The organism is Variovorax sp. V15 (genome assembly GCF_041154425.1).
In the GTDB taxonomy this organism is placed as follows: domain Bacteria; phylum Pseudomonadota; class Gammaproteobacteria; order Burkholderiales; family Burkholderiaceae_C; genus Variovorax; species Variovorax guangxiensis.
The window spans coordinates 3,969,058-3,985,715 of the sequence record NZ_AP028659.1 but is presented as its reverse complement, the minus strand read 5'-3'; the positions used below and the strand labels follow the sequence as shown (position 1 = coordinate 3,985,715).

Here is a 16,658-nt window from a genome sequence, read left to right as displayed (position 1 = left end):
GGCACTCGATACCAACAAGAGACGCCATCGACATGCCGACCCTCGCTTCTCCCGCCCAAGCCGCATCCGGCACCGCCCGTCACGGGCTGCCGCCGCTGCTGTGGCTCTGCCTCGCCGCCACATGGGTGGTGTGGGGCTCCACCTATCTCGCGATCAAGTACGCGCTGATCAGCTTTCCGCCTTTCCTGCAGATGGGCTCGCGCTTCCTGGTCGCAGGTGTGCTCCTCGCGGCCTGGATGCGCTGGCGCGGGGCGCCGTGGCCCTCGCTCTTGCAGTGGCGCAATGCGCTGATCGTCGGCGCGCTGATGCTGGGCGGCGGCATGGGCGGCACTGCCTACGCGGAGGTGTCGATCGGCTCGGGGCTGGTGGTGGCGTTCATCGCGGTGATTCCGCTGCTGATCGCGTTGCTCAACCTGATCTGGGGCGTGAAGCCATCGAAGCTGGAGGCCGCCGGCATCGCGCTCGGCCTCGTCGGCGTGCTGATGCTCACGCAGGGCAGCGGATTCCGCTCGTCGCCAGAAGGCCTTGTGGCCATCTGCATCGCCACGGCCTGCTGGTCTCTGGGCAGCGTGCTGAGCCAGCGCAGCCTGCCGCTGGCGCCCGGCGCGATGGGCTTCGCGAGCGAGATGCTCTGCGGTGGCGTGGTGCTGATGGTGCTCGCGGCCGTGTCCGGCGAAACCATGAGCTGGCCGCCTCAGCCCGAAGCGCTTGCCGCCTGGGTCTACCTGGTGGTGTTCGGCTCGCTGATCGCCTTCAACGCCTACATGGTGCTGCTGGCCAGGGCTCCGGCCGCGCTCGCCGCGAGCTACACCTTCGTCAACCCGGTGATCGCGATGCTGCTGGGCGTGTGGATCGCCAACGAGGCCGTGACCCGCTTCGAGTGGTACGCCGTGGCCGTGGTGCTGGCCGGCGTGCTGCTGATGCTCTTCAAGCGCAGAGGTTGAACCGGGCTGGTCAGGAACACCGCGGAACCGGCTCCGCCGGGCCGCAGGTGTTGCCCCCGGAAGGGGGGGGGCGCAGCGACACGAAGTACGCGAAGCCTGGGGGAGAGCCTTGCTATGCGCCGGGGCGGCGCCACACGGCCAAAGTAGCTGCGAGCAGCCACATGCCGGCTGCGCAGCCGCGGTTCATCAGCCTGATACCCCGCTGCGAGAGGAAACGCACGGCCTGCGTGCCGGCGCCCGCGTAGGCCAGCATCACGCAGGTGTCGAGCACGACGAACACGGCGCCGAGCAGCAGGTATTGCGGGCCCTGCGGCTTCGTGATGTCGACGAACTGCGGCAGGAAGGCCGCGAAGAACAGCACCGTTTTCGGGTTCGACAGCGCCACCGCGAGGCTGCGCACGAGGGCGATGCGCCCCTGCGGCCGCATCTCGAGCGGCGACTTGGCCAGTGCGGTGCGCAGGTCGGTCGCCTCGCTGCGCCAGAGCTTGATGCCCAGCCACACGAGGTAGGCGACACCGGCTACGCGGATGGCATTGAAGAGCCATTCGGAAGCCGCCAGCAGCGAACCCAGTCCGAGCGCCACGACCGCGATCAGCGTGATGCTGCCAAGCGATGCCCCGGCAATGCCCCAGCTCGCGCGGCGCATGCCGCCTTCGATGCCGTTGGACAGCGCCAGCAGCATCGTCGGCCCCGGAATCAGGGCCAGTGCGAGCGAAGCGATCACGTAGATGAGCAGGGTGTCGAGCGTCATGGTTTGGCAGCCGGTGGTCGTCGTTGTTGGGAGGCGGCGCGGGCGCGCGCCAGGGCGGCTTCGACGACGGAGCGCTTGCGGGCGTCGGCGTCTTGCGGCGCATTCTCGGGCTCGGGGGCGGTTTCGGCCAGCCGGGCGTCGGTGTTGCGGTGCCTGCCGTGCACCTCGTAGCGGCTGCGCGCGCTGCAGGCCTGCTCTGCCGACCAGGCCTGCCAGCCGCTGAGGCCCGGCGTCTCGACTTCGAGCGAGATGCAGTCGACCGGACAGACCGGAATGCACAGCTCGCAGCCCGTGCAATGGGCTTCGATCACCGTGTGCATGCGTTTGTTGATGCCGACGATGGCGTCGGTGGGGCAGGCGTCGAGGCACAGCGTGCAGCCGATGCACCAGGCCTCGTCGATGACGGCCATGGCGCGCGGGCCTTCGGTGCCGAACCGGGGGTCGAGGGGCAGGGCGGGGCGGCCCGTGATGCGGGCGAGCCGCTCTATGCCTTCCGCGCCGCCGGGCGGGCACTGGTTGATGCCGGCCTCGCCGTCGGCCACGGCCTGCGCGTAGCCTGCGCAATCCGGGTAGCCGCAACGTGTGCACTGCGTCTGAGGCAGTGCGTCGTTGATCCGTGCGGCGAGCCCGTTCACTTTGCGTTGTCGATGCGCTGCCGCTTCAGCGGGCGGCGCGCTTCTTCGCCGCCACGGTCGCGGCCTTCTTCACCGGCGACTTCTTGGCGGCCACGGAGGCGGGGATCCTGCGGCCGGGTTTGACGGTGTCTTCGGCACCCAGGCCGCCGCGGCTGCTGGCACGGCTTTGCGGCTGGTCGTTGGCCGCGATGAACTTCAGCACCTTCGGATAGACCAGTTCGCGCCAGCGGCGGCCGCTGAAGATGCCGTAGTGGCCGGCGCCCTTGACTTCGTAGTGCTCGCGCTTGTCGTCGGCGATGCCGGTGCACAAGCTGTGCGCGGCCTCGGTCTGGCCCGAGCCGGAGATGTCGTCGAGCTCGCCTTCGACCGTCAGCAAGGCGGTGGCGTGGATGTCCTGCGGCCGCACGCGCTCCACCTGGCCCTTGGGGTTGCGGACGTCCCAGGTGCCGTTGACCAGGTCGAACTCCTGGAACACCGTGCGGATGGTCTCGAGGTAGTAATCGGCGTCCATGTCGAGCACGGCGTTGTACTCGTCGTAGAACTTGCGGTGGGCCTCGGCACTGGCGTCGTCGCCCTTGATGAGGTCCTTGAAGTAGTCGTAGTGGCTGCTGGCATGGCGGTCGGGGTTCATCGCCACGAAGCCGGTGTGCTGCAGGAAGCCGGGGTAGACCTTGCGGCCCGCGCCGGGGAAGCCCTGCGGCACGCGATAGATCACGTTGTTCTCGAACCACTCGAAGCTCTTGTTCATCGCGAGGTTGTTCACCGCCGTGGGCGACTTGCGAGCGTCGATGGGGCCGCCCATCATGGTCATGGTGAGCGGCAGCGGTTCGCCGCGGCTGGCCATGAGCGACACGGCAGCGAGCACCGGCACCGTCGGCTGGCACACGCTCACCACGTGGCAGTTGCCGTACTCGGCCTGCAGCCGGCGGATGAATTCCTGCACGTAGTTGATGTAGTCGTCGAGGTGGAATTCGCCCTCGGCCAGCGGCACCATGCGCGCGTTCTTCCAGTCGGTGATGTAGACCTTGTGGTCCTGCAGCATGGTGCGCACCGTATCGCGCAGCAGCGTGGCGTAGTGGCCCGACAGGGGCGCCACGATCAGCACCACGGGCTGGCTCTTGAGCGTCTTGAGGATGTGCGGCTCGTCGGTGAAACGCTTGAAGCGGCGCAGCTCGCAGAAGGGCTTGTCGAGCTCGACGGCTTCCTGGATCACGACCTCCGCGCCGTCGACCTTGACGGACTTGATGTTGAACTCGGGCTTCTCGTAGTCCTTGCCCAGCCGGTAGAGCAGGTCGTAGCTCGCGGCCATGCGCTGGGAGATCGGAAGCTGGCCCCACACGGCACCGGGGCTGTAGAGCTTGGAGGCCGCCTGTGCGAAGTCCGCGAAGGGCTCCATCAGGGAACGCTGGGCTTCGTAGAGTTGATAGAGCATCGGAGTCTTGGAGTGGAATGTTGCGGCGCAATATATCAGCGCATCCGCTGCATTGCAGGAGGCCTAACCCCTACATTCACCCGCCGCCGGGGCTCTTCTCGGAGGGAGTGTGAAGGAATCGTCGCCCCGGGCGGATTCCCTCACACATTGCTGTCACCTAGATGACTTTGGCGATCGAAGCGCAGACGTGCCCGATGTTCTTGCTGTTGAGCGCGGCCACGCACATGCGGCCGGTGTCGGTGCCGTACACGCCGAACTCGTTGCGCAGGCGGACCATCTGGTCCTTGGTGAGGCCAGAGTAGCTGAACATGCCGATCTGGGTGGTGATGAAGCTCATGTCTTCCTTCACGCCGGCGGCCTTCAGGCCGTCGACCAGCGCCTGGCGCATGGCCTTGATGCGCACGCGCATCTCGCCCAGTTCCTTCTCCCACAGGGCGCGCAGCTCGGGGTTGCCGAGCACCGCGGCCACCACGGCGCCGCCGTGCGTGGGCGGGTTGCTGTAGTTGGTGCGGATGGCGATCTTGAGCTGCGACAGCACGCGGCCGGCTTCTTCCTTGTTCTCGCACAGCACCGACAGGGCGCCCACGCGTTCGCCGTACAGGCTGAAGCTCTTGGAGAAGGAGGTCGAGACGAAGAAGGTCAGGCCGGCTTCGACGAACTTGGCGACGGCGGCGCCGTCTTCCTTCAGGCCGTAGCCGAAGCCCTGGTAGGCCATGTCGAGGAATGGCACCAGGCCCTTGGCCTTGACGGCGGCGACCACCTGGTCCCACTGGGCCGGGGTGATGTCGTAGCCGGTCGGGTTGTGGCAGCAGGCGTGCAGCACGACGATGGTGCCGGCGGGGGCTGCGTTGAGGGCGGCCAGCATGCCGTCGAAGTTGATGCCGCGCTTTGCGGCGTCATAGTAGGGGTAGCTCTCGACTTCGAAGCCGGCGTTGGTGAACAGGGCGCGGTGGTTTTCCCAGCTCGGGTCGCTGATCAGCACCTTGGCGTTGGGGTTGAGCTTCTTCAGGAAGTCGGCGCCGACCTTCAGGCCGCCAGTGCCGCCGATGGCCTGGATGGTGGCCACGCGGCCGGAGGTGACGGGTTCGCTGTCGGCACCGAAGACCAGCGCCTTGACGGCGTTGTCGTAGGCGGCGATGCCGTCGATGGGGAGGTAGCCGCGCGCGGTGGGCGCTTTCATCATGTTCTGCTCGGCCGCCTGCACGCACTGCAGCAGGGGCAGCTTGCCGTTGTCGTCGTAATAGACGCCGACGCCGAGATTGACCTTGTTGGGGTTGGTGTCGGCTGCGAATTGTTCGTTGAGGCCGAGGATCGGGTCGCGCGGTGCCATTTCGACCGCGGTGAACATAGACATGGAAAGGTCCTTTGGGATGAAAGCTGCGCTGCAACCGGATGTGGCTTTATGCTTTCCGGTTGCCTTGAATTTTACCGGCGCGAGCGCCACCTGTCGGGAACAGCCATGCCAGACAACAACGAAGCCATAGCAGACCTGAAGAAACTCGACCCGATCGGGCCGGCGAAGCAGGGCGAGTTCGTCAAGTTCCCGGGTTCACCCTTCGAGCTCTACCAGCCCTATCCGCCGGCTGGCGACCAGCCCACGGCCATCGAGGGGCTGGTGGAAGGCGTGAAGGACGGCGAGTCGTTCCAGACCCTGCTGGGCGTCACCGGCTCGGGCAAGACCTTCACCATGGCCAACGTGATCGCCCGCCTGGGCCGCCCGGCCATCGTGTTCGCCCCCAACAAGACGCTGGCGGCGCAGCTCTACAGCGAGTTCCGCGAGTTCTTTCCCAAGAACGCCGTCGAATACTTCGTCAGTTACTACGACTACTACCAGCCAGAGGCCTACGTGCCCCAGCGCGACCTGTTCATCGAGAAGGACTCGTCGATCAACGAGCACATCGAGCAGATGCGCCTGTCGGCCACCAAGAGCGTGCTGGAGCGGCGCGACACGGTCATCGTGGCCACGGTGAGCGCCATCTACGGCATCGGCACGCCCGAGGACTACATGGAGATGCGGCTGATTGCCCGCGTCGGCGACAAGGTCGGCCAGCGCGACCTGATCTCGCAGCTGATCCGCATGCAGTACACGCGCAACGAGCAGGACTTCGCCCGCGGCACGTTCCGGGTGCGCGGCGACACCATCGACGTGTTCCCGGCTGAGCACAGCGAGCTGGCGATCCGCTTCGAGCTGTTCGACGACGAGATCGAGTCGCTGCAGCTCTTCGACCCGCTGACCGGGCGCGTCCGGCAGAAGGTGCCGCGCTTCACGGTGTACCCGTCGAGCCACTACGTCACGCCGCGCGACAAGGTGCTGGCGGCGGTGGAAACCATCAAGCTCGAGCTGGCCGACCGGCTCAAGGAACTGGTAGGCGCCGGCAAGCTGGTGGAGGCGCAGCGGCTGGAGCAGCGCACGCGCTTCGACCTCGAGATGCTTTCGGAAATCGGCCACTGCAAGGGCATCGAGAACTACACGCGCCACCTCTCGGGCGCCGCGCCGGGCGATCCGCCGCCCACGCTGACCGACTACCTGCCGAAGGACGCGCTGATGTTCCTCGACGAGAGCCACCAGATGGTCGGCCAGCTCGGCGGCATGTACAACGGCGACAGGGCGCGCAAGGTCACGCTGGTCGAGTACGGCTTTCGCCTGCCGAGCGCGCTGGACAACCGGCCGCTCAAGCTGGAGGAGTTCGAGGCCCGGGTGCGCCAGTGCATCTTCGTCTCGGCCACGCCGGCGCAGTACGAGAAGGACCATGCCGGCAACGTCGTCGAGCAGCTGGTGCGGCCCACCGGGCTGATCGACCCCGAGGTCGAAGTGCGCCCCGCCACGCACCAGGTGGACGATGTGCTGGGCGAAATCCGCACCCGCGTCGAGAAGAACGAGCGAGTGCTGATCACCACGCTGACCAAGCGCATGGCCGAGCAGCTGACCGACTACCTGGGCGACAACGGCGTGAAGGTGCGCTACCTGCACAGCGACGTCGACACGGTGGAGCGGGTGGAGATCCTGCGCGACCTGCGCCTGGGCACTTTCGACGTGCTGGTGGGCATCAACCTGCTGCGCGAGGGGCTGGACATTCCGGAGGTGTCGCTGGTGGCGATCCTCGACGCCGACAAGGAAGGCTTCCTGCGCGCGGAGCGCTCGCTGATCCAGACCATCGGCCGCGCCGCGCGGAACCTGAACGGCAAGGCCATCCTGTACGCCGACAGGATGACCGACTCGATGAAGAAGGCCATCGGCGAAACCGAGCGCCGCCGCGCCCGGCAGATCGCCTACAACGAAGCCAACGGCATCACGCCGCGCAGCATCGTCAAGCAGGTGCGCGATCTGATCGACGGCGTCTACAGCGAAAAGAGCGGCAAGGAAGCGGCCAAGCTCGACCTGGAGCGCGCCAAGGTCGAGGACATGAGCGAGAAGGACATCGCCCGCGAAATCAAGCGGCTCGAGAAGCAGATGCTGGAGCACGCACGCAACCTCGAATTCGAGAAGGCAGCCCGGGTTCGCGACCAGCTGGCGCTGCTGCGGGAGCAGGCGTTCGGGGCCTCTGGCGGCGACAACATCGCCGGTCTGGCGCAGTAAGCCGGACGTTCGCATCTCCCCGCAAACCCGCGCTGGGGTTTACCCGAGCAGACCTCGGGGGCTTCTGTTATACTTGAGCGAAATACTCAACAACAAAGAGAAGAACTTCGCGATGAAGGACCGACTCCTACCGGCTGGTTCACCAGCGTCAGGGGGCGGGCAGGGCGGAGACGAGGTCACCGCGGTCCTGGACCAAGGTGTCATTTCAACGGTAAGCACTTGAAGGAGCTTGCGATGCGTCTCACTACCAAAGGCCGTTTTGCGGTCACAGCCATGATCGATCTGGCGTTGCGTCAGAACACCGGTCCGGTCACGCTGGCCGCGATCAGCCAGCGGCAGCAGATCTCGCTGTCGTACCTCGAACAGCTGTTCGGCAAGCTGCGCCGCCACGAGCTGGTCGAGTCGACCCGCGGCCCCGGGGGCGGCTACAGCCTCGGCCGCAAGGCAGCGGACATCACCGTGGCCGACATCATCGTCTCCGTCGATGAGCCCATTGACGCCACCCAGTGCGGCGGCAAGGAAAACTGCCTCGGCGAAGCCGGCCGCTGCATGACCCACGAGCTCTGGGCCTCTCTGAACCAGCGCATGGTCGAGTTCCTCGACTCCGTCACCCTGCAGAAGCTGGTCGACGACCAGATCGCCAAGGGCGTGCAGATCGAGAACAAGCCGGTCGTCAAGCGCGCCATCTCCGCGCAGCCGGTGGTCAAGCCGATTCGCGTGAACGCGCCGAATTCGGTGTTCGCGCTCGGGAACGCATTCGCGAAGTCCTGAAAGCGCTGAGTCAGAGTCCCGGCGGCGCCTTCGGGCGCCGGCCTGAGCAGCCCAGATCAAAGAACAACCCCCACGCCAGCACGAGCCAGCCATGGACGTAACTCCTCATTTTCCGATCTATCTCGATTACGGCGCCACCACGCCGGTCGACCCGCGCGTGGTCGACGCCATGATTCCCTGGTTGCGCGAGCACTTCGGCAACCCGGCATCGCGCAGCCACGCATGGGGCTGGGAGGCTGAGGAGGCGGTCGAGAAGGCACGCGGCCAGGTGGCCGAACTGATCAACGCCGACCCGCGCGAGATCGTCTGGACCTCGGGCGCCACGGAGTCGATCAACCTCGCGCTCAAGGGGGCGGCCAATTTCTACAAGGGCAAGGGCAAGCACCTCATCACCCTGAAGACCGAGCACAAGGCCGTGCTCGACACCATGCGCGAACTGGAGCGCCAGGGCTTCGAGGTCACCTACCTCGACGTCGAGGAAAACGGCCTCGTCGACCTCGAAAAGTTCAAGGCAGCGATCCGCCCCGACACCATCCTGGTCAGCGTGCTCTTCGTGAACAACGAGATCGGCGTGATCCAGGACGTGGTCTCCATCGGCAACATCTGCCGCGAGAAGGGCATCGTCTTCCACGTCGATTCGGCCCAGGCCACCGGCAAGATCGATATCGACATCACGAAGCTGCCCATCGACCTGATGAGCCTGGCCTCGCACAAGACCTACGGCCCCAAGGGCATCGGCGCCCTGTACGTGCGCCGCAAGCCGCGCGTGCGCCTCGAGGCGCAGATGCACGGTGGCGGCCATGAGCGCGGCATGCGTTCGGGCACGCTGCCCACGCACCAGATCGTCGGCATGGGCGAGGCCTACCGCATCGCCAAGCTGGAGATGCACAAGGACATCGAACACGCGCGCCGTCTGCAGAAGCGTCTGCTCGACGGCCTGAAGGATGTCGAGCAGGTGTTCATCAACGGCGACCTCGAACACCGCGTGCCGCACAACCTGAACATGAGCTTCAACTACGTCGAGGGCGAGTCGCTGATCATGGGCATCAAGGGCCTGGCGGTGTCGTCGGGTTCGGCCTGCACCTCGGCCAGCCTGGAGCCCAGCTACGTGCTGCGCGCCCTGGGCCGCAGCGACGAACTGGCCCACAGCAGCCTTCGCATGACCATCGGCCGCTTCACGACCGAAGAAGAGATCGACTACGCCATTTCGACCATCAAGCACAACGTTGCCAAGCTGCGCGAGCTGAGCCCCCTGTGGGAGATGTTCCAGGACGGCGTGGACATCAGCACGATCCAGTGGTCGGCCCACTGACGCAGGTCAGACCCGCACCAGGCACCACGATTGAACAAAGTTTGAGAGGTACACCATGGCATATTCTTCCAAGGTCATCGACCACTACGAAAACCCGCGCAACGTCGGCTCCTTCGAAAAGGGCGACGACTCCGTCGGCACCGGCATGGTCGGCGCACCGGCTTGCGGCGACGTTATGAAGCTGCAGATCAAGGTCAACCCCGAAACCGGCGTGATCGAAGACGCTCGCTTCAAGACCTACGGCTGCGGCTCGGCCATCGCCTCGTCGTCGCTCGTGACCGAATGGGTCAAGGGCAAGACGCTCGACGAAGCGGCCGCGCTCAAGAACGCGCAGATCGCCGAGGAACTGGCGCTGCCGCCGGTGAAGATCCACTGCTCCATCCTGGCCGAAGACGCCATCAAGGCAGCCGTGAACGACTACAAGGCCAAGCACGGCGTCAAGACCGAAACCGGTGCCGCTGCCGAAGCTGTCCACTGACATGGCCGTCACGCTGACAGAAGCCGCTGCCCGACATGTCACCCGCTACCTCGGCAAGAGGGGCAAGGGGGTGGGTGTGCGGCTGGGCGTGAAGACCACGGGTTGCTCGGGCCTGGCCTACAAGCTCGAGTACGTGGACGAACTGGCGCCGGAAGACGTGGTCTTCGAAGACCACGGCGTGAAGGTGCTGGTCGATCCGAAGAGCCTCGCCTACATCGACGGCACGCAGCTCGACTTCGTGCGCGAGGGCCTGAACGAGGGCTTCAAGTTCAACAACCCCAACGAGCGCGACCGCTGCGGTTGCGGGGAAAGCTTCCGCATCTGAGCTGATGCGCCGTCGCTGACTGCGACCACAGCCGCCAACATGTCATGTGCTGGCGGTTTTTTCTTGCCATGAACCTGAACGACACCGACTTTCAACTGTTCGCCGTCCCGGCGACCTTCGCGCAGGACCGTGCCGTGCTCGACGCGCGCTGGAAGGAACTGCAGCGGGAGGCCCACCCGGACCGTTTCGCCGCGCAAGGCGCCGCGGCGCAGCGCGTGGCCATGCAGTGGTCGGTGCGCATCAACGAGGCCTACCAGCGGCTGAAGGACCCGATCCGCCGCGCCAGCTACATCTGCGAGCTGAACGGCGCGCCGCTCGATGCCGAGAACAACACGGCGATGCCGCCCGATTTCCTGATGCAGCAGATGGAATGGCGCGAGGCGCTCGAGGACGTCGCCGATATCGCTTCTCTCGAAAAGCTCAACGCCGAAGTCGAGGCTGGCCGCACCCGTGCGCTCTCGTCGCTCGACTGGCTGATCGACGAGAAGGGTGACTACCCGGCGGCGGCCAGGCAGGTGAGAGCCCTCATGTTCATTGAGCGCTTCGCGCAGGACGTCGAAGCCAAGTTCGATCAGTTGGGACAATAACGGCATGGCTCTTCTCCAGATTTCAGAACCCGGCCAGGCGCCCGACCCGCATCAGCGCCGCATCGCCGTGGGCATCGACCTCGGCACCACGCATTCGCTGGTGGCCTCGGTGCGCAACGGCGTGGCCGAATGCCTGCCCGACGACCAGGGCCGCCTGCTGCTGCCTTCGGCCGTACGCTACCTCGAGGGCGATCGCCGCCAGATCGGCTTCGACGCGCTGGCCGCTCGCGCACAGGACCCGGCCAACACCATCACTTCGGTGAAGCGCCTCATGGGCCGCGGCCTGGCCGACATCGCGAACCGCGAGTCGATGTCGTACCGCATCGGCAGCGGCGACGGCGGCATGGTCAAGGTGCAGACGCTGGCGGGCGAGAAGTCGCCGGTCGAGATCAGCGCCGAGATCCTTGCCACGCTGCGTTTCCGCGCTGAAGACACCTTCGACGACGAGCTCTACGGCGCCGTCATCACCGTGCCAGCGTACTTCGACGAAGGCCAGCGCCAAGCGACCAAGGACGCCGCGCAGCTCGCGGGCCTCAACGTGCTGCGCCTGATCAGCGAGCCCACGGCCGCGGCCATCGCCTACGGCCTCGACAACGCGAGCGAAGGCGTCTACGCGGTCTACGACCTGGGCGGTGGCACCTTCGACATCTCGATCCTGCGGCTCACGCAGGGCGTTTTCGAAGTCATTGCGACCGGAGGCGACTCGGCCCTCGGCGGCGACGACTACGACCATGCGCTGGCCGACTTCGTGCTCGCGCAGACTGGCTTGCAGGCCGGCAGCGATGCCGACAAGGCTGCGTTGCTCGTGGCCGCCCGTGCGGCGAAGGAAGCCCTGACCGATTCGGCGACGGTCGTGTTCAAGGCAGAGGTCGCAGGCAAGACCGTTTCGCTCGACCTGACGCGTGAGCAGTTCTATGCCGCCACCCAGCCGCTGACCGACCGCACCATCGCCGCCGTGCGCAAGGCACTGCGCGACGCGAAGCTCAAGGCCGAAGAGCTCAAGGGCATCGTTCTGGTGGGTGGCTCCACGCGCATGCCGCAGGTCCGCCGCGCGGTGGCCGATTTCTTCGGCCGCGAGCCGCTGGTCAACCTGAATCCCGACGAAGTCGTGGCGCTGGGCGCCGCCATCCAGGCCAATCAACTGGCCGGCAACAACGGTGCGGGCGAACTGCTGCTGCTCGACGTGATCCCGCTGTCGCTCGGCATCGAGACCATGGGTGGGCTCGTCGAGCGCATCGTGCCGCGCAACCAGACCATCCCGACGGCGATGGCGCAGGACTTCACGACCTACCAGGACGGCCAGACCGCACTGGCGCTGCACGTGGTGCAGGGCGAGCGCGACCTCGTCTCCGACTGCCGCAGCCTCGCGCGCTTCACGCTGCGCGGCATTCCGCCGATGGCGGCCGGCGCGGCGCGCATCCGCGTGACCTTCACGGTCGACGCAGACGGCCTGCTGAGCGTGAGCGCGAAGGAGCAGGGCAGCGGCGTCGAGGCCAGCGTGGCGGTCAAGCCCTCGTATGGCCTGTCGGACGACCAGATCGCGACCATGCTGCAGGAAAGCTTCTCCACCGCGCAACAGGACATGCAGGCCCGCGCGCTGGTCGAGGCGCGCGTCGATGCCGATCGCATGCTGCTGGCCACGCAGAGCGCGCTCGATGCCGATGGCGACCTGCTGAACGACGAAGAGCGCGCGGCCATCGACGCATCGATGGCGCAGCTGCGCGAAGCCGCCAAGGGCAGCAACGAAGCCGCGGCCATCGAGGCCGCCACCAAGAAGCTGGCCGACGACACCGAAGCCTTCGCCGCACAGCGCATGAACGCGGGCATCGCGCGCGCGCTTGCCGGGCGCAAGGTCGAATCCCTCTAGAACAACAGCATGCCCACGATCAAGATCTACCCGCATCCAGAGTACTGCCCCGAAGGCGCAGAAATCACCGCGCCCGCCGGCACCTCGATCTGCGAGGCGCTGCTCGACAACCACATCGACATCGAGCACGCCTGCGAGATGAGCTGCGCCTGCACCACCTGCCACGTGATCGTGCGCGAAGGCTTCAACTCGCTGAACGAGGCGGAAGAGGGCGAGGAAGACCTGCTCGACCGCGCCTGGGGCCTGGAACCGCAGTCGCGCCTGAGTTGCCAGGCGATCCTGGCGCAGGAGAATGTGACGATCGAGATTCCAAAGTACTCGATCAACCACGCCAAGGAAAACCACTGATGAGCGCAGCGCCGGGCCGCCCCAAGCAAGCTTGTACCGCAGTGCGAAGCACGGAGGTGCTTCGATGAGCCGCCAGATCGTCCTCGACACCGAAACCACCGGTCTCTCGGCCGAGAACGGCGACCGCATCATCGAGCTCGGCTGCGTGGAGCTGTTCAACCGCAAGCTCACCGGCAACGACCTGCACATCTACTTCAACCCCGAGCGCGAGAGCCATGAGGACGCGCTCAAGGTCCACGGCCTGACGACCGACTTCCTGCGCGACAAGCCCAAGTTCGGCACGCTGGCCAACGACATCGTCGAGTACCTGCGCGACGCCGAGATCATCATTCACAACGCGGCCTTCGACGTCGGCTTCCTCAACAAGGAGTTCGAGCGCGCGGGCCTGCCGCCGCTGCGCACCTTCGTCGGCGAAGTGACCGACACGCTGGCCATGGCCAAGCAGGTGTATCCGGGCAAGCGCAACTCGCTCGACGCGCTGTGCGACCGTTTTGGCGTCGACCGTTCGAACCGTACCTTCCACGGCGCCAAGCTCGACGCGCAGCTGCTGGCTGACGTCTACATCAACCTCACGCGCGGGCAGGACGCGCTGCTCATCGACGTGGCCGCCGCGGAGCCTGTGCAGGGCACCACCGTGGTGGCCGTCGACCTGAGCCAGTTCGAGTTGCCGGTGATCATGGCGGCCGAGCATGAGCTCACCGCACACGAGGCCGTGCTGGTCCAGCTCGATAAATCGAGTGGCGGCCGGACGCTGTTTCGAGAAAACGTCTGAGTTTCTTGAAAGCAGCTGAAAAGCTATGGCATAATCTGAGGCTTCGCAGAACGCGATACGTTTTCTAGGCACCGAGGCAAAAAGCAGCGGTGCCGAGGGCGGTTAGCTCAGGGGTAGAGCACAGCATTCACACTGCTGGGGTCGGAGGTTCGAAGCCTCCACCGCCCACCAATCAAAAAGCGACCTGGATTTCCAGGTCGCTTTTTTGTTTTGTGCGTCGGGCTTGTCTTCAGCCCGTCTTCGCTTTCTCTCTCGTCTTTGTCTACTTCGTGGTGCCGAACAGGTCGGCGCAGTTGTCGCATGCGAAGTACAGCTTCTGCTCTGCGCACTGCACCGAACCCGTCGCGCCGGCGCGGATCTGCCAGTCGCACGATTTGCCCTGCCTCACAAGCGTGCCCTCGGCGTAGCAGGGTGCCAGTTCGTAGTTGTCGTGCAGCGTCTTGTAGTCGACCTCGCGTGCCTTCGAGAAGAACTCGCGCGCCTGTCCATGGCTGCGTGGCACGTCGGAGCTGCGGCAGGTGGCCGGCGAGTCGGAGTGGAAGTCCGCAACGTAGATGTTGCTGAAAGCGGTGTCGCGAGTCGTCGCGCAAGAGGAAAGCAGCAAGGCCCCGATTGCGAGACCCACCGCGCGGAGTCTCACTTCCATATCGCCGAACTCGCTTCGCCAGGGTTCTTGTACGACACCGTCGGGTGCCGGTAGACATCTTCCGGCTTGAGATTGAACTGCGCATACAGCACCTCGATGAGCCACTGCAGCGAGCTGTTCTGCGCAGCGGTCACGGCCTCGTAGTTCTTGTCGTCGATGTGCATGCCGACCAGCTCGATGCCGATCGAGTCGCTGTTCACCGGATAGCGGTCCGGATACGGCTTCGCGCGCTCGTGCGCGTCGATGGCGTTGATCTGGTTGACCCACGACATCGCCAGCATCTTCGCCATTGCACCCGTGTCGCAACTGCTCTTGTTGATGGTCAGGCACTTCGACTTGATCAGCTTGCCGACGTGATAGCAACGCGCGAGAACGCTCGCCGTCTGGTAGATCTGACCGTTCTTGTCGATGAGGAAGTGGGCGCCATTGCCGCCCGCCTGGTAGCCGTTGAGGCTGGATTCGGCGGTGCCCGAGTCGGTCTGGTGAACGACGATGGCGAGCACGCTGGGAAGGGTGCCGTGTTCGATTCCCGGTGATCGTCGCAGGATCACCTTGGGGTCGATCAGCATCCCGTTTGCATCGATGGTGGACATTTCTCTCCCTGAAGAAAGTGACGCGATGACGGTTGCCTGCCGTGCTCCGGCAGCACGGGCCAGTACAACACATCCACCGTCGATGCCCAAGTCGCAGGAAGTAGTAACGCGACCTCCGGGCGACGATCCTGCAACAGTCGTCATTACCGTGTCACGAAGCTCGTGTCGCCCGTTGTCGGCCCGCGCCGACGGCAGATGCAGCCCGCAGCTGTCGAATTTCTCGCACCGATGACCTAGAACCAGAAGGAAAGGAGCGCAGCCATGGCCACTCATCCCGACATTCCGCCGCCCGTCGCGCCCGACCTGCCCGTCGAGCCCGACGAAGGACCCGAGACGCCGCCCGACGAGCCCACCGATCCCGAGCCGCCCCCGTCCGCGCACTGAGATAGCGAAGCTCCCGCGCAAGCCGCGCTAAGCTCGCGCGATGGACGAAATTGATTGCGCCGTCATCGGCGGTGGTGTGGTGGGCTTGGCAGCGGCACGCGCCTTGGCGCTCGCGGGCCGGGAGGTGCTGGTGCTCGAATCCGAAGGGGCCATCGGCACAGGAACGAGTTCGCGCAACAGCGAAGTCATTCATGCCGGCATCTACTACCCGCAGGGCTCGCTCAAGGCGAAGCTGTGCGTCGAGGGCAAGCAGTTGCTTTACGCCTACGCGGCCGAGCGCGGCGTGCCGCACCAGCGCTGCGGCAAGCTGATCGTCGCCACCTCGCCCGAGCAGGCCGGCCAGCTCGAAGCCATCCAGCAGAAGGCGGCGGCGAACGGTGTCGATGACCTTGTCCTGCTCACGGCACGGCAGGCCATTGCGATGGAGCCGCAGCTGCACTGCGTGGCTGCGCTGCATTCGCCCAGCACCGGCATCGTCGACAGTCATGCCCTCATGCTGAGCTTGCTGGGCGATCTGGAGAACGCGGGCGGGATGCTGGCGCTGAAGTCGCCGATCACGCGCGCGGAGTGCGGTGATGGCGCCATCGTGCTGGCGGCCGAAGACGGCACCGTGCTGCGCTGCCGCAGCGTGGTCAATGCGGCGGGCCTCGGGGCCCCGGCATTGGCCCGGCGCTTCGAGGGCCTGCCGCCGTCGTCGGTGCCGAAGGAGTACTTCGCCAAGGGCAACTACTTCACCCTGTCGGGGCGTGCGCCGTTCGGCCGGCTCGTCTACCCCGTGCCCGAGCCGGGCGGGCTGGGCGTGCATCTCACGATCGACCTGGGCGGCCAGGCCAAGTTCGGGCCGGACGTGCAATGGGTTTCATCTCCCGGCGAACTGGTTGTGGATCCCTCGCGCGGCGAGGGTTTCTACTCCGAAGTCCGCAAGTACTGGCCCGCGCTGCCGGATGGCGCGCTGATTCCGGGCTATGCGGGCATGCGGCCCAAGATTTCGGGGCCCGGCGAGCCGGCCGCTGACTTCATGATCGACGGGCCCGCATCGCACGGCGTGCCGGGGCTGGTGAACCTGTTCGGCATCGAGTCGCCCGGCCTCACGAGCAGTCTGGCCATCGGGCTGTACGTCGCCCGGCTGCTGGCCGAAGCATGACTGCGGAGGGGGGCAGGCGTCAGCCGATACCCATCGTGCGACAAAGTCTGCACATCTGTAGCGCCTGAGGTCCTTTCGAGCCTGTAACATGA

Annotated in this window: 17 protein-coding genes, 1 tRNA gene and 1 pseudogene; 13 read left to right on the top strand and 6 right to left on the bottom strand. The window is 65.9% G+C overall.

What is annotated here, in order from left to right; all coding sequences use genetic code 11:
* Window positions 1–32 precede the first annotated feature (32 nt).
* On the top strand, window positions 33–944 hold the full coding sequence (yedA, locus tag ACAM57_RS18945; protein WP_369658489.1) for a drug/metabolite exporter YedA: 912 nt from the start codon (window positions 33–35) through the stop codon (window positions 942–944).
* Window positions 945–1,056: 112 nt separating this feature from the next.
* On the opposite strand, the gene ACAM57_RS18940 is transcribed toward yedA, so the two are convergent.
* From ACAM57_RS18940 to ACAM57_RS18925, 4 genes and pseudogenes are all read right to left on the bottom strand, one after another.
* Window positions 1,057–1,695, bottom strand: coding sequence for a LysE family translocator (locus tag ACAM57_RS18940; protein ID WP_369658488.1), 639 nt, complete (start codon window positions 1,693–1,695; stop codon window positions 1,057–1,059).
* Window positions 1,692–2,372 (bottom strand): annotated as a pseudogene (locus ACAM57_RS18935) (RnfABCDGE type electron transport complex subunit B); the annotation flags it as partial. The pseudogene ACAM57_RS18935 and the gene ACAM57_RS18940, both read right to left, overlap by 4 nt.
* On the bottom strand, window positions 2,356–3,762 hold the full coding sequence (locus ACAM57_RS18930) for a polyhydroxyalkanoate depolymerase (protein WP_369658487.1): 1,407 nt from the start codon (window positions 3,760–3,762) through the stop codon (window positions 2,356–2,358). The pseudogene ACAM57_RS18935 and the gene ACAM57_RS18930, both read right to left, overlap by 17 nt.
* Window positions 3,763–3,919: 157 nt before the next feature.
* Entirely contained in the window at window positions 3,920–5,116 is a 1,197-nt protein-coding gene (locus tag ACAM57_RS18925) for an amino acid aminotransferase (protein ID WP_126018722.1), read from the bottom strand.
* A gap of 105 nt (window positions 5,117–5,221) precedes the next feature.
* Here ACAM57_RS18925 and uvrB point away from each other — a divergent pair, with 105 nt between their 5' ends.
* The 10 genes from uvrB (at window position 5,222) to ACAM57_RS18875 (ending at window position 13,970) form a co-directional block, all read left to right on the top strand.
* Window positions 5,222–7,339, top strand: a complete 2,118-nt coding sequence (uvrB, locus tag ACAM57_RS18920) for an excinuclease ABC subunit UvrB (protein WP_369658486.1) — start codon at window positions 5,222–5,224, stop codon at window positions 7,337–7,339.
* A 234-nt stretch (window positions 7,340–7,573) separates the two neighbouring features.
* Window positions 7,574–8,110, top strand: coding sequence for a Fe-S cluster assembly transcriptional regulator IscR (gene iscR / locus ACAM57_RS18915; RefSeq protein WP_007828186.1), 537 nt, complete (start codon window positions 7,574–7,576; stop codon window positions 8,108–8,110).
* Between the two features lie 91 nt (window positions 8,111–8,201).
* Entirely contained in the window at window positions 8,202–9,422 is a 1,221-nt protein-coding gene (locus ACAM57_RS18910) for an IscS subfamily cysteine desulfurase (RefSeq protein WP_184638635.1), read from the top strand.
* 55 nt (window positions 9,423–9,477) lie between these two features.
* Complete coding sequence (gene iscU / locus ACAM57_RS18905; protein ID WP_126018730.1) at window positions 9,478–9,900, top strand: Fe-S cluster assembly scaffold IscU; 423 nt, start codon at window positions 9,478–9,480, stop codon at window positions 9,898–9,900.
* A gap of 1 nt (window position 9,901) precedes the next feature.
* Window positions 9,902–10,225, top strand: coding sequence for an iron-sulfur cluster assembly protein IscA (gene iscA, locus ACAM57_RS18900; protein ID WP_026346233.1), 324 nt, complete (start codon window positions 9,902–9,904; stop codon window positions 10,223–10,225).
* A 68-nt stretch (window positions 10,226–10,293) separates the two neighbouring features.
* Window positions 10,294–10,812, top strand: a complete 519-nt coding sequence (gene hscB / locus ACAM57_RS18895) for a Fe-S protein assembly co-chaperone HscB (protein ID WP_369658485.1) — start codon at window positions 10,294–10,296, stop codon at window positions 10,810–10,812.
* A gap of 4 nt (window positions 10,813–10,816) precedes the next feature.
* Complete coding sequence (gene hscA / locus ACAM57_RS18890) at window positions 10,817–12,679, top strand: Fe-S protein assembly chaperone HscA (protein ID WP_369658484.1); 1,863 nt, start codon at window positions 10,817–10,819, stop codon at window positions 12,677–12,679.
* 9 nt (window positions 12,680–12,688) lie between these two features.
* Window positions 12,689–13,027 carry an ISC system 2Fe-2S type ferredoxin gene (fdx, locus tag ACAM57_RS18885; protein WP_019653159.1) on the top strand — a complete coding sequence of 113 codons (339 nt, stop codon included), beginning with the start codon at window positions 12,689–12,691 and terminating at the stop codon, window positions 13,025–13,027.
* Window positions 13,028–13,091: 64 nt separating this feature from the next.
* Entirely contained in the window at window positions 13,092–13,799 is a 708-nt protein-coding gene (gene dnaQ / locus ACAM57_RS18880; protein ID WP_126018738.1) for a DNA polymerase III subunit epsilon, read from the top strand.
* Between the two features lie 96 nt (window positions 13,800–13,895).
* Window positions 13,896–13,970, top strand: a tRNA-Val gene (locus ACAM57_RS18875).
* A gap of 91 nt (window positions 13,971–14,061) precedes the next feature.
* Here ACAM57_RS18875 and ACAM57_RS18870 read toward each other — a convergent pair.
* Window positions 14,062–14,445, bottom strand: coding sequence for a hypothetical protein (locus tag ACAM57_RS18870; RefSeq protein ID WP_369658483.1), 384 nt, complete (start codon window positions 14,443–14,445; stop codon window positions 14,062–14,064).
* On the bottom strand, window positions 14,436–15,038 hold the full coding sequence (locus tag ACAM57_RS18865; RefSeq protein ID WP_184638629.1) for a peptidoglycan recognition family protein: 603 nt from the start codon (window positions 15,036–15,038) through the stop codon (window positions 14,436–14,438). Before ACAM57_RS18865 ends, ACAM57_RS18870 begins: the two co-directional genes overlap by 10 nt.
* A gap of 261 nt (window positions 15,039–15,299) precedes the next feature.
* On the opposite strand from ACAM57_RS18865, the gene ACAM57_RS18860 reads away from it, so the two are divergent.
* Window positions 15,300–15,422 carry a stereocilin gene (locus tag ACAM57_RS18860; protein WP_126018747.1) on the top strand — a complete coding sequence of 41 codons (123 nt, stop codon included), beginning with the start codon at window positions 15,300–15,302 and terminating at the stop codon, window positions 15,420–15,422.
* Between the two features lie 40 nt (window positions 15,423–15,462).
* Window positions 15,463–16,566 carry an NAD(P)/FAD-dependent oxidoreductase gene (locus ACAM57_RS18855; protein WP_369658482.1) on the top strand — a complete coding sequence of 368 codons (1,104 nt, stop codon included), beginning with the start codon at window positions 15,463–15,465 and terminating at the stop codon, window positions 16,564–16,566.
* The last annotated feature ends 92 nt before the right edge of the window (window positions 16,567–16,658 follow it).

Excerpts from the sequence above, each read along its gene's own strand:
- iscA (WP_026346233.1), top strand. The coding sequence starts at position 9,902 with ATGGCCGTCACGCTGACAGAAGCCGCTGCCCGACATGTCACCCGCTAC.
- fdx (WP_019653159.1), top strand. The coding sequence starts at position 12,689 with ATGCCCACGATCAAGATCTACCCGCATCCAGAGTACTGCCCCGAAGGC.
- ACAM57_RS18925 (WP_126018722.1), bottom strand. The coding sequence starts at position 5,116 with ATGTCTATGTTCACCGCGGTCGAAATGGCACCGCGCGACCCGATCCTC.
- yedA (WP_369658489.1), top strand. The coding sequence starts at position 33 with ATGCCGACCCTCGCTTCTCCCGCCCAAGCCGCATCCGGCACCGCCCGT.
- ACAM57_RS18870 (WP_369658483.1), bottom strand. The coding sequence starts at position 14,445 with ATGGAAGTGAGACTCCGCGCGGTGGGTCTCGCAATCGGGGCCTTGCTG.
- iscR (WP_007828186.1), top strand. The coding sequence starts at position 7,574 with ATGCGTCTCACTACCAAAGGCCGTTTTGCGGTCACAGCCATGATCGAT.
- ACAM57_RS18865 (WP_184638629.1), bottom strand. The coding sequence starts at position 15,038 with ATGTCCACCATCGATGCAAACGGGATGCTGATCGACCCCAAGGTGATC.
- dnaQ (WP_126018738.1), top strand. The coding sequence starts at position 13,092 with ATGAGCCGCCAGATCGTCCTCGACACCGAAACCACCGGTCTCTCGGCC.
- hscA (WP_369658484.1), top strand. The coding sequence starts at position 10,817 with ATGGCTCTTCTCCAGATTTCAGAACCCGGCCAGGCGCCCGACCCGCAT.
- ACAM57_RS18940 (WP_369658488.1), bottom strand. The coding sequence starts at position 1,695 with ATGACGCTCGACACCCTGCTCATCTACGTGATCGCTTCGCTCGCACTG.
- ACAM57_RS18855 (WP_369658482.1), top strand. The coding sequence starts at position 15,463 with ATGGACGAAATTGATTGCGCCGTCATCGGCGGTGGTGTGGTGGGCTTG.
- ACAM57_RS18930 (WP_369658487.1), bottom strand. The coding sequence starts at position 3,762 with ATGCTCTATCAACTCTACGAAGCCCAGCGTTCCCTGATGGAGCCCTTC.
- iscU (WP_126018730.1), top strand. The coding sequence starts at position 9,478 with ATGGCATATTCTTCCAAGGTCATCGACCACTACGAAAACCCGCGCAAC.
- uvrB (WP_369658486.1), top strand. The coding sequence starts at position 5,222 with ATGCCAGACAACAACGAAGCCATAGCAGACCTGAAGAAACTCGACCCG.
- hscB (WP_369658485.1), top strand. The coding sequence starts at position 10,294 with ATGAACCTGAACGACACCGACTTTCAACTGTTCGCCGTCCCGGCGACC.
- ACAM57_RS18860 (WP_126018747.1), top strand. The coding sequence starts at position 15,300 with ATGGCCACTCATCCCGACATTCCGCCGCCCGTCGCGCCCGACCTGCCC.
- ACAM57_RS18910 (WP_184638635.1), top strand. The coding sequence starts at position 8,202 with ATGGACGTAACTCCTCATTTTCCGATCTATCTCGATTACGGCGCCACC.